Raw genomic sequence first — 16,307 nt, 5'->3', positions numbered from 1 at the left:
TTCGATGGCGGCGACTATCATTGTTCCCGCGCAGACGCTCGTCCTTCAGAGGTGTTGCCGGGCGGCGGGTTTGGAGGCACGGTTTTCGCCCCCCAGCTCAATAGACATCGTTCGCAGCGAATGGCCGCTTTGGGGCGGCGGGTTCAACCGATCGCTGCAACACACTCAGCGAACTTCTCCGCTGGGGTCTAATAGAGCAAGGTCTTTCTGGGGCGTCCGTTGAGCTGCCGCGCGATGGCGCTGAGCTTTGCCTGGCTGTGCAGGGATAGGTCGGTGCCACGTGGCAGATATTGGCGCAGCAGTCGGTCGGTGTTTTCATTCGAGCCGCGCTGCCAAGGCGATCGAGGATCGCAGAAGTAGACCTCGACGTCCGTGGCCATTGTCAGCCGCTGGTGGTCGGCAAGCTCTTTGCCTCGGTCCCATGTCAGCGATTGATAGAGCTCTCCGGCAATTTCTGCGACTGCTTGATTAGGACTGAGACGACGCTTTCGGTATCTTTATTGGCGACCTTGATCAGCGTCACACAGCGCGAGTGACGCTCGACCAGCGTCGCCACGTTGCTGTTCTTGGACCCGGAGATGAGGTCGTCCTCCCAGTGGCCGGGAACTGCTCGATCTTCGACGGTGGCGGGCCGTTCGCTGATGGAGATTGCATCCTTGATCTGGCCCAGCCGACTCCGCTTCATGCTGGCGTGCGGGGAACGGCGGATCGTGCGCCTGGCTCTAAGATGCTCCAGCGGTTCCTTTTTCAGCACTCCACGTGCCCGAATGGACAGGCTGCGATAGATCGTTTCGTGCGACACCTGATTATGCGGCTCCCCTGGGTAGGTGCGCTTGAGCCAGCCGGCAATCTGCTCTGGCGACCATTTCCGCTGCAGCTTGACCGATACTGTCCACTAACCGATCAGGACAAACGGGGATGATCCTGGACGCTGCCCGAGCGGGAAGATTGACAAGCCATTGCTTGAAACCTAAGCACGGGCAACTTGTTGTCAGGGCGGGGGCCTCGGTTTTCAAGGGAGAGCTTGTTGAAAGGAATTATCCTTGCAGGAGGCAGCGGCACTCGTCTCTATCCGCTAACATTAGCCGTCTCTAAGCAAATACTCCCGATTTACGACAAGCCGATGATCTATTACCCGCTGAGCGTGCTGATGCTTTCGGGAATTCGCCAGATTCTGATCATTTCAACTCCGCGCGACTTGCCGGTGTTCCGGGAGTTGCTGGGCGACGGCTCGGAATTCGGGCTGGAGCTGTCCTACGCCGAACAGCCCCACCCCAATGGTCTTGCCGAGGCGTTCATCATCGGCCGCGAGTTCATCGGCAAGGACAGCGTGTCGATGATCCTCGGCGACAACATCTATTTCGGCGAAGGCTTGTCGCAGCTTTGCCGCACGGCGGCGGCGCGCGAAAGCGGTGCGTCCGTGTTCGCCTATCATGTCGACGATCCTGAGCGCTACGGCGTGGTATCCTTTGACAGGGTCAGCGGCACTGCCTTGACGATCGAAGAGAAGCCGCAGAAGCCGAAGTCCAACTGGGCCGTCACCGGCCTTTATTTCTATGATAACGAGGTCATCGACATCGCCTCGACGATCAGGCCCTCCGCGCGCGGCGAGCTCGAGATCACGGCGGTCAACAATGTCTATCTTGGGCGCGGGCAACTGCAGGTCCATCAGCTCGGCCGCGGCTATGCCTGGCTCGATACCGGCACGCATGACAGCCTGCATGAAGCCGCATCCTTCGTGCGTACCATCGAACACCGCCAGGGCATAAAGGTCGCCTGCCCGGAAGAGATCGCCTTCGAGCAGGGCTGGCTTGCCGCCGACAAGGTTCTGGAGCGCGCCATGCGCCTCGGAAAGAACGAATATGCCGCCTATCTTCGCAAGCGGGTCATGGATCTGACGGAGGACCAGGGTGCTTGAAATCAGGCCGCTCGGCCTCGACGACGTTGTGGAGATCGTGCCGAAGCGGCACGGCGACGCACGCGGCTTCTTCATCGAAACCTACAATGCCGAGCGCTTTGCGGAGGCCGGCATCGACCTGCGCTTCGTGCAGGATAATCACTCCTATTCCGCCGCAGCGGGCGTGGTGAGGGGGCTGCACTACCAGCTACCGCCGCGTGCCCAGGACAAGCTGCTGCGCGTGGTCCGCGGCAGCATCCTCGACGTTGCGGTCGATATCCGTCGCGGCTCCAAGAGCTTCGGGCAATGGGTCGCCCTCGAAATATCGGCCGAGAAGGGCAACCAGATCCTGGTGCCGAAAGGCTTCGCGCACGGCTTCGTCACGCTCGAGCCCGACACCGAGGTTCTGTACAAGGTCACCGACACCTATTCGCCCGAGCACGACCGGTCGATCCGTTACGACGACCCGGCCATCGGCATCGAATGGCCTGCGATATCAGGCGGGTTCCAGCTTTCGGAAAAGGATCTCAGCGCGCCGGTCCTTGGCATGGCGGAGGTGTTCGCATGAGAGGGTTTCGTGAGGAGGGCCGCGTGAATTTCCTGGTGACTGGCGGTGCCGGCTTCATCGGCTCGGCCGTATGCCGGCATTTGTGCGCCAATCCGGCCTGTCGCGTGACCAATCTCGACAAGCTGACCTATGCCGGCAACCTCGCCTCGCTGCGGCCGATCGAGAATGCACACAACTACAGGTTCGAGCAGGCTGACATTTGCGACGAGAAGGCGGTGCTCGACATATTGCGTCGCGACGACATCGACATCGTCATGAACCTGGCAGCCGAGAGCCATGTCGACCGCTCGATCGACGGGCCGGGCACCTTCATCGAGACCAACATCGTCGGCACCTACCGAATGCTGAATACGACCTTGGAATACTGGCGCGGCCTGCCGGAGGACCGCAAGACCCGCTTCCGCTTCCATCATGTCTCGACCGACGAGGTGTTCGGTGATCTTCCCTTCGACGGTGGCATGTTCATTGAGGAGACGCCCTATGCGCCGTCCTCGCCATACTCCGCCTCCAAGGCGGCCTCGGACCATCTGGTGCGCGCCTGGCACGAGACCTATGGCCTGCCGGTCGTGCTTTCCAACTGCTCGAACAATTACGGGCCCTATCACTTTCCCGAAAAGCTCATTCCGCTGGTCATCCTGAACGCGCTCGACGAAAAGCCGCTGCCGGTCTACGGCGCCGGCGCCAATGTGCGCGACTGGCTGTTCGTCGAGGATCACGCACGCGCGCTCGAGCTTGTCGCGACAAAGGGGCAACCGGGCCAGAGCTACAATGTTGGTGGCAATTCCGAGCGCACCAATCTGAGCGTCGTCGAGACCATTTGCGATCTTCTCGACCTGCGAAGGCCGCGCGCTGGCGGCAAGCGCTACCGCGACCTGATCTCCTTCGTCACCGACCGCCCCGGCCACGACCGCCGCTATGCCATCGACGCCTCCAAGATCGGCCGCGATCTTGGCTGGTCGCCAAAGGAGAATTTCGACAGCGGCCTGGCAAGGACTGTCGACTGGTTCCTCGACAACAAATGGTGGTGGGGGCCGATTCGCGAGCAGCGCTATGCCGGTGAGCGGCTGGGCCAGGCCGCGGTGGAAGACAGGAAGGGCGCGTCGTGAGGATCGCTGTCACCGGACGCGAGGGCCAGATCGCCGCGAGCCTGCTGGAGGCGGCGCAAGGACGGAGCGACATGGAAGTCGTTGCCGTTGGCCGGCCGCAACTCGACCTTGCGCGGCCCGACACGGTGTTCAAGGCGCTCGAAGCATCGCGGCCCGATATCATCGTTTCTGCAGCTGCCTACACCGCCGTCGACCAGGCCGAGGACGAGCCCGACCTGGCTTTTGCTGTGAATGCCGAAGGCGCCGGCACGGTCGCAGAGGCGGCAGCGCGGCTTGGCGTTCCGGTTATCCACCTTTCGACCGACTATGTCTTCGACGGCACCAAGGACGGCGCCTATGTGGAGACCGATGCGCCAGCGCCGCTCGGCGTCTACGGCGCCTCCAAGCTCGCCGGAGAAGTAGCGGTGGCGGCAGCCAATCCACGCCACCTGATCCTGCGCACGGCCTGGGTCTACAGCCCCTTCGGCAGGAACTTCGTCAAGACGATGCTGAGGCTGGCTGGCGACCGCGACGAGATCGCGGTGGTGGCCGACCAGTGGGGAACCCCGACGTCTGCGCTCGATATCGCTGATGCGATCTTGCATGTGGCGGCAGTTCTGCACGGCGACAAGGACTTTGTTTCGTTCGGCATCTACCATCTGGCGGGAACCGGCGAGACCACCTGGAGCGGCTTCGCCCGTCATATCCTGGAAATAAGCAAGGCGTTGGGTGGCCCGCATGCTGGGGTGCGCGAAATCGCGACCAGAGACTATCCGACAAAGGCGCGCCGCCCAGCCAATTCGCGGCTATCGACGGCAAAATTCGCGGTCGCGTTCGGGTGGACGGCGCCGAAGTGGAGGGCGTCGGCGGAGATAGTGGTTGCCCACCTCGTAGGGAATAGTCGGAACTTAGGGCGTCGATCGAGAGACAGTGCTACGGATCGCTTGTCGGGGCTACCTCGAAGCGGTTCGGCGCCAATCAAGGACAGCCTTCAACGATGAACGAACCAACGACCCCAGCGAAGAACAGCGTTCCGAAAGCGGAAGCTACCAATACCCGTACACGGTCGCTTCGCCGGCTCTATGATGCCCATGACGGCAAGGTGTCGGACAAATGGTCGATCTACCTGAGTGAATATGACCGTTTTTTTTCGAAATATCGAAGCAAGCCGGTTCGGATCCTCGAAATCGGTATCCAGAATGGCGGCTCACTTGAGATATGGGGAAAGTATTTTCCAAAGGCGGAAATTATTCTCGGCTGCGATATCAACCAGAATTGCGGTCTGCTGCGTTTCGACGACAAGAGGATAGACGTTGTCGTCGGGGATGCTAACTCGGAAGAGATCCAGAGTAGTATTGTTGCACGATCCGAGACATTCGACGTGATCATAGACGATGGGTCGCATATATCTTCCGACGTCATACGGACATTCGCGCGTTATTTTCCTCACCTCTTAGACGGTGGGATATTCGTTATCGAGGATTTGCATACCAGCTACTGGCAGGATTTCGAAGGTGGCCTCTACGATCCGCTTTCCTCGATATCGTTTTTCAAGCGATTGCTGGACTTGGTAAATCACGAGCATTGGGGACTGGATCACCGTCGAACGGATGCACTTGCAGCATTCGCCAATCGGTACGGGATCGCATTCGATGAGCCTTCGCTTGCGTCCATCCATTCCATAGAGTTCCTGAACTCTCTTTGCATCATAACTAAACGGCCGTCCCAGGAGAACGTCCTGGGGCGGCGCCATGTAGCCGGGGAGGTCGCGGCCGTCGAGCAAAGCATCCTTCGACTTGATGGTACGGTGCTGAACGCTGCCAGCCAAGCTGGAAATCCGTGGTCGTTACAGTCGATGACGATGGAAGAGGAGATCGCGGGCCACAGGGAACAGGGCGAGCATCGCGAAATGCAGACGCAGGCGCTCCTCGAAGAAGTCGCCAAGTCGCGCAGAGAGGTCGAGAGCCGCTCCGGCGAAATCGCACGCGCAAGAGCCCAACTCGCTGCGAGGGCAGAAGAGATACACGCTTTGCAAGCGGAACTGTCGACGGTGCATGTGGACGCCAGCACGCTCCTTGCCGATCGCGACAATGCGCGCTCCGAGGAAATCCGGTTGCATGGTATTCTTGATGCCGTCTACGCCAGCACGTCATGGCGACTGACCAGGCCTTTGCGCGCAATTGGGAGCCGTGTTCGCGCGATCGGCAATTCACCCATCAAGTTTTGCCGTTTCGCGGCTCGCGCCGCTTACGCCTGTTGGCACAATCTGCCGCTGCCGATCAACGCCAAGCGGAAGCTGAAGAGAGCGGCGTTTTCAACCTTCCCTTCGCTGTTTGGCGTTACGAATGCCTACCGTGCCTGGAGAAGCTTGGAGGCGCCCAACGCACCCTTGGGCGACAACGGAGCGGCATCGTATAGGTCGGCCACCTCTGGCCCGGGCTTTGCTCCTGAACCTGTCTATGTGCCGCGTCTCGAAGCGCCGCCGCTGCTTCAGAAGCCGGTGCGCGTCGTCGCGTTCTACCTGCCGCAGTTCCACCCGATCCCCGAAAACGATGAATGGTGGGGGCATGGCTTCACAGAATGGACCAATGTCAGGTCCGCCCAGCCGCAATTTGTCGGCCACCACCAGCCGCATGTACCGGATGCGCTTGGCTACTATGATCTGCGCGACACCGCCGTGCAGCGCCGCCAAATCGAGCTGGCAAAACTCTATGGAGTGGAGGCCTTCTGCTTCTATTTTTATTGGTTCGGCGGCAAGAGGCTATTGGAAAAGCCGCTCGAAAACTGGCTCGAGGACAAGAGCCTCGACATGCCGTTCTGCCTCTGCTGGGCCAACGAGAACTGGTCGCGTCGCTGGGATGGGATGGACCAGGAGATACTCATTGCCCAGGACCACTCACCCCGGGACGACCTAGCCTTCATAGCCGAGGTTGCGCCTTATCTTCGCGACCCTCGCTACATCCGAATCGACGGCAAGCCGCTGCTGCTTGTCTACCGCCCAAGCCTGCTTCCGGCGGCAGCCAAGACAGCGCGCCGTTGGCGGACATGGTGCCGGGCGAACGGTATTGGCGAGATTTTTCTCGCCTACACCCAATCCTTCGAATCGGTGCCACCCAAACGTTACGGGTTCGATGCCGCCGTGGAATTTCCGCCAAACAATTCCGCGCCGCCAAACGTCACGCACACTGTGGCGCCGCTGCGCCAGGATTTTGCCACGACTGTCTATGATTGGTCGGTTTTTCTGCAGCGCAGCGAGAACTATCCGCCCCGCAAGTACAAGCTCTTCCGCTCGGTTTGCCCCGGCTGGGACAACTCGGCACGCCGTAAGGGCGGCGGCACTGTGTTCATCAACAACACCCCCGCGCTCTACCGCAGATGGCTGGATAACGCCATTGAGGACGCGCTGACCCATGTCGACGAACCATCCGAGCGGCTGGTCTTCGTCAATGCCTGGAACGAGTGGGCGGAAGGCGCTCATCTGGAGCCCGATAGCGCAAACGGCCATGCTTACCTGCAAGCGACCCGCGACTCCTTGGAGGCGGCGAACGGAAAGCCCAAGCCCCGGATAGCAATCGTGTCCCACGATGCCCATCCCCATGGTGCACAATTGCTCGCTCTGGCGATGGCCCGGGAATTTGGGGAGCTGCAATATGATGTAGATATGATCGTCCTCGGCGATGGCCCTATGCTTTCGCGCTTTGCCGAGGTTGCGTCGCTGCACCGCGTGGCTCTCGACAGCGAGCCAGTGGAATTGGTGCGCCGAAAATTGGAGGCGATACGGAATGCTGGTGCCGAGGTCGCTATTGTAAACACCACGGTATCTGGCTTGATGGTTCCGGTCTTAAAGGAAGCTGGCTTCCGCACGGTTTCTCTAGTTCACGAACTGCCTGGAGTCTTGGAGTCCTACAGTCTGAACAGGCACGCCCTCGCCATCGCCGAACACGCCGACAAAATCGTTTTTGCAGCGTCTATCGTTCAATCCGGATTCGAGAGCTTCCTCGGCGAACCGCTCAGGCAAGCATTGATCCGTCCTCAGGGCCTCGTGCGGAGAAACCCGTTCAAAGGCCAGTCCGAGGAAGCACGTCGTCTTATTTGTGATCAGCATGGCTTTGCGCCGGGCACCCGCTATGTTCTTGCCGTAGCCTTCGTGGATCACCGAAAGGGGCCGGACCTTTTCATCGAAGTGGCAGAAAAAGTTCTTAGCTCGCATCCCGGTACAGCGTTCATTTGGATTGGTCATTTCGACCAGGGGATGAAGGAAACGATTGAAACGCTTCTTGCTCAGAAGAAGCTGAAGGATAGCGTCAAGTTCGTCGGATTTGTCCAAGACCCAATGGCATACTACGCCGGAGCGTCTGCATACGCATTGACGTCACGCGAGGATCCGTTTCCGAATGTCGTTCTAGAAGCCGCGGAAGTCGGCGTTCCGGTCGTGGCCTTTCAGGATGCAACCGGCGCAGCCGATTTCATCCTTGATAGTGGAGGTAGGCTCGCGAAGAAGCTCGACGTTGAAGATTTTGCCATTCAGCTAAGCGGGATTTTGGACGGTCCTGTCCAACACGACCTCGTTACGGTTGGATCAATGCGGCAATATCTGATGGACCTTCTTCATCACGCTACAGGGTTCCAGCGCATATCGGTGGTCGTTCCGAACTACAACTACGCGAACCACCTGTTGCAACGGCTAAGGAGTATCGCGACCCAAAGTTATCCGATCTATGAACTTATCGTGCTGGACGACGCCTCGACGGATAGAAGTGTTGAAATTATCAACAGCTTCCGCGCTGAGCACAGTGAATTGGATGTGGAACTGTCCATCAGCAGCCGGAATTCGGGATCGGTCTTTCGTCAATGGGCGAAGGGCGTCGGTCGTAGCCGTGGCGATCTGGTCTGGATCGCGGAAGCCGATGATTTCGCCGAGCCTGGCTTTCTCGAAGAGCTGGTGCCCGCCTTCGCTGATCCGTCCCTTGTGCTTGCGTATAGCCAATCTGGGCAGTTGGACGGTAAAGGCCGCGTGCTCGCAGAAAGCTATATCGACTACACCCGTGACATCTCTGACGATTGGTTGTCCGATTATACCAAGAATGGCCAAGCCGAGATCAGCGAGGCGATGAGCATAAAAAACACGATTCCGAACGTCAGTGCAGCTGTTTTCCGTCGAGTTGCGATCAGCAAAGCGATTGCCGAAATCGGCGACGAGTTGTTCAGCTTTCGCGTAGCAGGAGATTGGCTCGTTTATCTCAGAGTATTGATACAGGGAAAGATGCGATTCAGCGCGAAGCAGCTCAACTGGCACCGACGACACGCGCAGAGCGTCACACAGTCCGAAATGGCGGAGACGCATCTGAGCGAGGTACGGCGGGCGCAGGAAGTGGCACGCTCACTTGCGTTAGTTTCCGCCGAAACGCGCAGGAAGGCTGATGCCTGGCTAGAGCACGTTCGCACCTATCTCGGCGTCAAAGGTTCGGATGCGGCATGACACAGGAGCGCCCGCAGCACGCCAGCGTGCGTAGGAAGGCGGTTATCCTAGGAGCTTCAGGCTTTATCGGGATCAACCTCGCACGCACCATGGCGGAGCAAGGCTTTGAGCTTGTTTGCTTTGCCCGTTATGCGTCCGAGCATTGGCCTAGGGGGAGCATCATTATTCTTGGCGATCTAGCCACCCCGCCCCGCCAACTTCTCGCCGCGATGGAGGGCTCCATAGTCTTTCACTTGGCCAGTTCCGCACGCCCGACGGCAGCAACCGACATGGCCGTCGCTGAGATCGAGGCCAATCTGATGGCCACCGTAGGTTTGTTGGAGGCGACCAAGGGCGTGGACTGTCGATGGGTTTTTTCCTCGTCAGGAGGCACCGTCTATGGTCAGACCGACGCGGCACAAATATCTGAGGAGCACGCGAATGTGCCAATCTCATCCTACGGAACGGTCAAACTCGCAATCGAGCGATATTTCAATCTCTATCGATCCCTGCACGGGGTCGACAGTGTAATCGCGCGGATTTCGAACCCATTTGGCCCATATCAGTCGGCGGCGAAAGGCCAAGGGCTGATTGCGGCCCTGTTCGACAGGATAGCCAGCCGAACGCCGGTGGAGATCTGGGGCGATGGCCAAAATATCCGCGACTACGTCTATATCGACGACGTCACGCAGGCATTGATCTTGCTCGGCCTTCGTGGAAGCGCTGGGGAAGTCTACAATGTTGGCTCCGGCGTGGGCACAAGCGTAATCGAACTGGCGACCAAAATATCCGCCATTCTTCGCATTCCGGCGGAACTTGTCTACGCGCCGGCCCGTGGAGTCGATGTCCGCCGAAACGTTCTCGATATACAGAAGATCCAACGCGATCTCGGCTGGCGCCCGGTTCATACGCTTGATGAGGGCGTCGCCCTCACGTATCGCTGGCGGCAGAGCCAAAGCCCAATTCCGGGGCAGTTCGCGACAGCGGGCAATGGCTGAGCCACACGCCTCCGCGCGGCTTCCTATGTCGGGCCTGAGCACCCAAGGGATATCACTTGCGATAAGTCAAGGTTTAATTGGGCGACTTGGGTCCCGCGTCTAGCAGCGAACTCATCAAGGCTGTGCCCGCGCCGCCACAGGGGCTTCTTATGTAGGGGTTAAGCGGCTAAGAGGGGCCCGTAGGCGTCGTACTGAACCTGGTTGAACTCGATGGCGATCCGCGCTTCCTCTGAAAGACACATGAACATGAAATTAGTGATCCATGCCGGCTTTGGAAAGACTGGAAGTAGCGCCATTCAAGAAGCATTGCATGTTTATTCGGCGGCGCTTGAACAGGATGGAATTCGCAAGATTGGCGGTGATCTGACGTTCGATCAGCCTGGGATCCCGCAATGGTTGGTCGAAGAGGCCTGCGAGAGAGACGAGGTATTGACCGAGCGGCTCGGTCGGGAAATCAAAAGAGTTGCGCCGTCTGTCGCAGTACTTTCTGCAGAAAATCTTGAATCTCCGAAGAAACCGCGACTCTTATCGGGAATTGATTGCGAGATCGATACGATCGTCGTCATTTACATGCGCCCGCAATTCCAATGGATACCAAGCGCGTGGAAGCAGTGGTACATGAAGGATGCCACCAGCCTTCGAGCTTTCGTTGAGCGTTGCTTGACAACCGGAATGCCGAATTGTCTGGAATCGCTAAACGCGTGGCGCGCAGCACTACCACGAGCTCGGGTCATTGTGAGGCCGCTCGGCCCGACTCTTGTCGGAGGTGGTGTCGTCCCGGACTTCTTTGGTTTGATCGGGAGCAGCATCTCCCCTCTAGATTTGAGGGCGAACGAAGGGATCGATTATTCTCTCCTCCACCTGATGGCCAAGCGCGCGCGGGATCTCTTCTCGGGGTATCACGACGTCGAACTTGAAAGATGGTTGCTGACAGTGCTACCCGACGAGTACAAACGCGCCAACGTTCCCATGCTCGACCTCCTGACGGCCCGGAGTATCGCAAAACGGTTTCGGGAAGAGAATGTACAGATTCTCTCCGACTTCTCTGATATCCCTGAGCCGGCACAGTTTTTGGATCGACATTGGTGCCCGGAAGTAAACCAGATATCATATCTTGAGATGACGGATGCCGAGCTGACCTCACGCGGATTGGCTATTCTTAGCCAGATAGGGCCTGATGTTTTGGAACGTTTCGCTAGATGGTCTGAAAAATGACTCCATCTGGAATGCCCCGGCGGTCCAAGTCTCCCGCATTTCGCCGCTGGCCACCGCCGGCAGGAGATGCGACAAGCCGGGATAGTCCTTGTTCGGCAAGGAAATCATATAGAGGCCGAAGTCGTCCGAGCCGAGCCGGCGTAGGAAAACGAGCGCCTCTTCAAGGGCATCCGTCGGCAGCCCCGCGCCCTGCGGCCCTCAAGTGTGGGGCGGCTACGGAAAACATGCGGTTCTAGCTCTTCCTGGGCTTTCTGACCCACGCGTTCGTTGGTTTAGTTTCCCCAAGGCACCGCACTTTGGGCATGCGAATCGTCATTTGGCCCTTCGATCGTCACGAGGGGAATTAATGGCCTTCTCTCCGGATGATGACTTGATGATGCCGGATCATCTTGCCCTCATGCGCGACCAATTCGTCGATCCGTCGGTGGCTCTTGTTTGTGGCCAAGTCGGTGGACCGGCCAAGGGCAGACAGGTGCCTCTGCCGACCATTTACGGGGCGAGGAAGACTTGCGCCATGCCTCGCTGCAGGATTTTCGCGAGGTGAACTAATCGCTCATCTCGGCCATAGCGTCGAAGTGGCCGATCTGAATCCCGTCTTTGTCTTTTGTTTCGCCCATCTCTTCGCCTCGCTCGGGTCTGACTCTCTAAGCGAGAGCACAGCGATCCTTAAGCGGCGACGTCCGGCAAATGGGCAACGCTCGTTTCCGATGGCAACTAGGCGGCCTGCAGTATCACGGACGTCTGGAAAACATCGAATATCGACTGCTCATAGCCGAGCATCTTCCACCCATCCTTCCTGAAAAAATCGAAGGTGAGGGACGTGTCGCCGTATGTCTCGCCTTCAATGCCGTTGTGAGGCAGGTAGGCGATCCCGGTGGTTTGGTGCTCCTTCACCAGTTTTGCTTGGACGTTTGTTTTCCGAACTTGATCAATGAACGGCCAGAATTCGACTGGGCGAATCGTCAGAATAAACAAAGCTCCGTCCCGCAGATGACCTCTCATGGCCAGCAGGCAGGCGTCGGCGGCGCTCGGGGCAAGATGGGTGAACACAGAGAAAGCAAAGGCGAGATCAAATTTAGTATCGCCGACCGGCAGCCTTTCGGGCACTCGCTCGGACTGCACAAAATGACCAAGCATGCCGGCCTCTTTGCAGGTCATGAGCGAATTTTCCCATGCGTCGACGCCCCAGAGGCGATCCGGAAGTACATCATCCGCATGATGCGCCCGTAGCCGCATCCGAAGTCGAGGATCGTGGAGCCGTGAAGCGGCTTTTGAGTATGGCGAACGGCGCAGCTCTCAACGATCCGCGTGAAGGCAAGGGTCTGCTTCAGGAGTTCAACGCCACTTGCACCCGTCCAGGTGGTCTGTATTTCTGGGCTGGCCATGCGCGGCAGTATCTTCGAGAGCGCTGGGTATTCTTTGTTCGGCAAGGAAATTACGAACAGCCCGAAGTCGTCGAGGCTTAGCTTTCTGAGCGCGGCGAGGGCCTGTTCAGGGCTCCCAGTTTTGGCCGCGATATGCTCCGCCTCTGCCAGGTACGGCAATGTGTGTTGCATACTTCCTCCGGATCGCCGAGGCCTTGTTAGCAACGGTCGATCAACTAGACTAGGTATGGGCCGGTGTCACCAGGCCCGCCAGTGTTTTTTCACAGTGGCCAAGTCGCCTTCAGTCAGTAGCGCGTGCGATCTGACGTTGCCCCCAGTTTTTATCCAGTTTTGAGTTCGTTTCCGGCGTGGGTTTTGCCCTGCTGGGCGGGTGAAGCGACGGGCGCTGGCGCGGAGCCTTTGGCATAGCGCAGCGCGAGCGACCGTCGCGGATTGAAGGTGCTGGCGAACTCGGCCGGTGTCTGCCAGGCGATTTGGGAGTGCGTCCGCGCGGTGTTGTAGTCGGCGCGCCACAGGGCGATGGCTACGCGCGCCTGAGCCTGCGAGGTAAACAGCGTCTCGTTGAGTAGTTCATCGCGCAGTCGGCCATTGAAGCTCTCGATGAAGCCGTTCTGCATCGGCTTGCCGGGCGCAATGTAATGCCATTCGACGCGGTTCTGATCCGCCCAGGCGAGGATGGCGTTCGAGGTGAACTCGCTGCCATTGTCGCTGACGATCATCCTCGGCCGGCCACGCTCGGTGATGAGCCGGTCCAGTTCGCGGGCAACCCGCATGCCCGAGAGAGATGTATCAACGATGAGTACCAGGCACTCTCTCGTGCAATCGTCGACGACGGCCAGGATGCGCAAGCGACGGCCGTCGGTGAGCTGGTCCGATACGAAGTCGAGCGACCAGCGCTCGTCGGGCCTCAGCGGCACAAGCATCGGCGCCCTGGTCCCGATCGCCCGCTTGCGGCCGCCACGTCGGCGAACGGCGAGCTTCTCCTCCCGATAGAGGCGGAACAGCTTCTTGTGGTTCACGACCAGGCCCTCCCGCCTCAGCATCACGAGCAGGCGCCGGTAGCCGAACCGGCGACGCTCCTGCGCGATCGCCTTCATCCGTGCGCGAAGCTCGCGGTCGTCGGGCCTGCTGGTCTCGTAGCGAACCGTCATGCGGCAACCGCCGATGGCTTTACACGCCCGCCGTTCGCTCATCCCGAAGCCTTCCTTCAGGCGAGCGACAGCTTTCCGCTTGGCCGCGGGCGTCACCATTTCTTTCCCACGAGATCCTTCAACGCGGCATTGTCGAGCATGGCGTCGGCCAGAAGCCGCTTCAACCGCGTGTTCTCGTCCTCCAGCGCCTTCAGTCGCCGAGCCTCGGAAACATCCATCCCGCCGAAGCGGGCCTTCCAGTTGTAGATCGAAGCATCACTGACGCCGTGCTTCCGACACAGATCGACGACCGAGACCCCGGCCTCATGCTCCTTCAGAATTCCGATGATCTGCTCTTCAGAAAAGCGGCTGCGCTTCATGTCCTGGTCCTCTTCGATGGGCCAGAACGAACTTCAAACCGGATTAGACTACAGGGGCAAGGTCAGATCAGCCAAGGGTAGCCAACCGATCATTCTTGTTGATCACCAAGACATCGTGATTGTTTGCCCATCCGCGCTCGATGTACGAGGCGCGCACGCCGGGAATTGTGTCGGCGATGTCGAGAACAGCGGACGGCTTCGACAGCGATAGGCCATAGTCCTCCACGCCGGCAAGGGTGGTGTATCGCGAATAGCCGAAGCCGGTTGTCTCGAACTCTCGGCGAACTCGCGCCTCATCCACGCCGCCGTGAAACTTGGTATTTTTCCCAGTGAAATAGCCATGGAAGGTGGCGACAAGAACGCCGTGATCGCTCAGATGGTCGGCAAGGTAGTGCAGCCATGCATCCGTTCGCCGCTTGTCGACGTGAGTGAAGAGCGACCCGACCCAGATCATGTCGAGTTTTTTTGGCAGATCAACCTGCAGCAGGTCAGCCTTTGAGTGTATGGCTTTCCCGCCAAACGCTCGGGCGCAAAAGTCAGCCCCTTCGGCATCAATGTCGCAATAGAAAAGCTCGGCATTGGGAAAGAGCTGCCTAAGGTGCCGGCCAACGCGGCCGTGGCCGCAAGGCAAGTCGAGAACCGTCATCACCTGGCTGCGCCACGAAAGCGAGAGGCCTGTGAGAATGGCCTGCACGCCCGACTTCCCGACGTTGAAGTAATGTGACGGACCAGTGTTGTACATTACATCGTTTGGGTGAAGTTCGGTGCTGACCGCTCTATTAGCGTAGTCTGAATAAAGGGTTGCAATTTGCTCGAAAGTCATTTTGGTTGCCACCTGCTGCTGTTCACAGAGCGCCTTGTAAACATAAATTGCATGCCTTGCATTCAACATGTCGTGCTCGACGTGGCGGCGCTTCCGGCGCCTGGGCGTAGACGATGGCTGCATGCACTGGGATCTGATCAAGGTGCTCTATTGCCAGCCATGCCGGGATGCCGGCCGCCCTGATCGCAACCTTCAGTTCACAAACCGCGCCGTGACGCCGGACAAGCGCTGCTAGATGTTTGATCCCGGGCTTTGATGGAGCATCATTGTCTTCCGAATCAAAAGATGCGCTATGGGCAAGTTCTGCATGGGAGCGCCACAACGACAGAGGCGGTCCGTCGAGCGATACAGCATAGTCAAGAGAGGCTGAGGACGCTGGCCAAGCGCCATCGGGATCAACTAGAAGACGGTTGCGAAGTGGAAGAGGCCAGCTTCGGTCGCCGATCTACCGACGGTCCGAAGGAACCGAGTTCGACGGTGCTCTCGATTGAGGAAGAGGCGGTCATTGTTGCTTTCCGCCGCTACACGCTGCTGCCGCTCGACGACTGCCTCTATGCGCTTCAAGCGCCCATCCCGCACCTGACGCGATCTTCATTGCATCGCTGCCTGCAGCGCCATGGCATCGGCCGGCTCCCGGATGTCGAGGGCGACAAACCGGCGAAGAGGAAATTCAAGAGCTACCCGATCGGCTACTTCCACATCGACATTGCCTAGGTCAGGACCGAGCAGGGCAAGCCGCAGATGTTCGTCGCTATCGACCGCACCCTCGAGTTCGCCTTCGTCGAGTTGCACGAGAAGGCCCCCACAGCCGTATCAAGAGACTTTCTAGTGCGGTTAATCGCGGCCGTGCCCTACAAGATCCATACCGTGCTTACCGACAATGGCATCCAGTTCACCACCCCCTATGCCGGTGGCTCGGCGGTGCCGCTGATCAAAGAGGCAATCGCAAGTGGCGAGATATTCCGCGCTCACGCCTTCGAATACGCCTGCGCCAGGAACGACATCGAGCACCGCACGACCAAGGCCAGGCATCCGTGGACTAACGGCCAGGTCGAGAGAATGAACCGGACTATCAAGGACGCCACCGTCAAGCGCTTCTACTACGAAGCCACGACCAACTCCGCACCCATCTCGCCGACTTCGTCGCCGCCTACAACTTCGCCCGCAGGCTCAAGACCCTCAAGGGTCTCACGCCCTACGAGTTCATTGCAAGGCGTGGGCGTCACAACCGGAACCTTCAAACTCAATCCGCTTCAGCAAATGCCGGGACTAAACATCTGGCGAAAGCTAAAGCTAATGAAATGCGTTAGTTCTTTGAACCGGCGAGGCGAGGAGAAGCTGCGCCATCCCTCGCTGAAGGACTTCCGT

11 protein-coding genes and 2 pseudogenes are annotated in these 16,307 nt (G+C 58.9%); 8 read left to right on the top strand and 5 right to left on the bottom strand.

From position 1 onward, the window contains the following. Positions 1 to 188: 188 nt before the first annotated feature. Positions 189 to 850: pseudogene (locus EN857_RS35505) on the bottom strand (IS30 family transposase). Between the two features lie 177 nt (positions 851 to 1,027). On the opposite strand from EN857_RS35505, the gene rfbA reads away from it, so the two are divergent. The 7 genes from rfbA to EN857_RS06045 all read left to right on the top strand — a co-directional run bounded on the left by rfbA (position 1,028) and on the right by EN857_RS06045 (position 11,221). Continuing rightward, positions 1,028 to 1,918 carry a glucose-1-phosphate thymidylyltransferase RfbA gene (gene rfbA, locus EN857_RS06075; RefSeq protein WP_127391631.1) on the top strand — a complete coding sequence of 297 codons (891 nt, stop codon included), beginning with the start codon at positions 1,028 to 1,030 and terminating at the stop codon, positions 1,916 to 1,918. Then, positions 1,911 to 2,465: a dTDP-4-dehydrorhamnose 3,5-epimerase gene (gene rfbC, locus EN857_RS06070; RefSeq protein WP_127309983.1), complete on the top strand. Its 555-nt coding sequence runs from the start codon at positions 1,911 to 1,913 to the stop codon at positions 2,463 to 2,465. Before rfbA ends, rfbC begins: the two co-directional genes overlap by 8 nt. 23 nt (positions 2,466 to 2,488) lie before the next feature. Further along, positions 2,489 to 3,571, top strand: coding sequence for a dTDP-glucose 4,6-dehydratase (gene rfbB / locus EN857_RS06065; protein ID WP_135858206.1), 1,083 nt, complete (start codon positions 2,489 to 2,491; stop codon positions 3,569 to 3,571). Beyond that, positions 3,568 to 4,551 (top strand): dTDP-4-dehydrorhamnose reductase, encoded by a 984-nt coding sequence (rfbD, locus tag EN857_RS06060; RefSeq protein ID WP_127391630.1) that lies wholly within the window; start codon positions 3,568 to 3,570, stop codon positions 4,549 to 4,551. Before rfbB ends, rfbD begins: the two co-directional genes overlap by 4 nt. Then, the gene (locus EN857_RS06055) at positions 4,548 to 9,029 is read left to right on the top strand and encodes a glycoside hydrolase family 99-like domain-containing protein (RefSeq protein ID WP_135858108.1); all 4,482 of its coding nucleotides are present in this window, start codon (positions 4,548 to 4,550) and stop codon (positions 9,027 to 9,029) included. The genes rfbD and EN857_RS06055 overlap by 4 nt, the downstream gene beginning before the upstream one ends. Next, the gene (locus EN857_RS06050; RefSeq protein WP_127309980.1) at positions 9,026 to 10,006 is read left to right on the top strand and encodes an NAD-dependent epimerase/dehydratase family protein; all 981 of its coding nucleotides are present in this window, start codon (positions 9,026 to 9,028) and stop codon (positions 10,004 to 10,006) included. The genes EN857_RS06055 and EN857_RS06050 overlap by 4 nt, the downstream gene beginning before the upstream one ends. Positions 10,007 to 10,246: 240 nt before the next feature. Next, the gene (locus EN857_RS06045; protein WP_127309979.1) at positions 10,247 to 11,221 is read left to right on the top strand and encodes a hypothetical protein; all 975 of its coding nucleotides are present in this window, start codon (positions 10,247 to 10,249) and stop codon (positions 11,219 to 11,221) included. Positions 11,222 to 11,935: 714 nt separating this feature from the next. Here EN857_RS06045 and EN857_RS06035 read toward each other — a convergent pair. The 4 genes from EN857_RS06035 to EN857_RS06020 all read right to left on the bottom strand — a co-directional run bounded on the left by EN857_RS06035 (position 11,936) and on the right by EN857_RS06020 (position 15,008). Next, positions 11,936 to 12,379 (bottom strand): class I SAM-dependent methyltransferase, encoded by a 444-nt coding sequence (locus EN857_RS06035; protein ID WP_189521632.1) that lies wholly within the window; start codon positions 12,377 to 12,379, stop codon positions 11,936 to 11,938. Beyond that, positions 12,376 to 12,777: a hypothetical protein gene (locus EN857_RS06030; RefSeq protein ID WP_135858104.1), complete on the bottom strand. Its 402-nt coding sequence runs from the start codon at positions 12,775 to 12,777 to the stop codon at positions 12,376 to 12,378. The genes EN857_RS06035 and EN857_RS06030 overlap by 4 nt, the downstream gene beginning before the upstream one ends. 149 nt (positions 12,778 to 12,926) lie before the next feature. Next, positions 12,927 to 14,116 (bottom strand): IS3 family transposase gene (locus tag EN857_RS06025; protein WP_127391629.1). Its coding sequence is split into 2 segments (ribosomal slippage): positions 12,927 to 13,867 and positions 13,867 to 14,116, totalling 1,191 coding nucleotides; the frame shifts between segments, so codons are not numbered across the junction. A 67-nt stretch (positions 14,117 to 14,183) separates the two neighbouring features. Further along, on the bottom strand, positions 14,184 to 15,008 hold the full coding sequence (locus tag EN857_RS06020) for a class I SAM-dependent methyltransferase (RefSeq protein ID WP_187331203.1): 825 nt from the start codon (positions 15,006 to 15,008) through the stop codon (positions 14,184 to 14,186). 216 nt (positions 15,009 to 15,224) lie between these two features. Between EN857_RS06020 and EN857_RS06015 the strand changes: the two are divergent. Next, a pseudogene (locus EN857_RS06015) lies at positions 15,225 to 16,249 on the top strand (IS481 family transposase). The last annotated feature ends 58 nt before the right edge of the window (positions 16,250 to 16,307 follow it).

Source organism: Mesorhizobium sp. M4B.F.Ca.ET.214.01.1.1, assembly GCF_004791545.1.
Taxonomy (GTDB): Bacteria; Pseudomonadota; Alphaproteobacteria; order Rhizobiales; family Rhizobiaceae; genus Mesorhizobium; species Mesorhizobium abyssinicae.
This window is presented reverse-complemented; position numbering and strand designations above follow the sequence as displayed.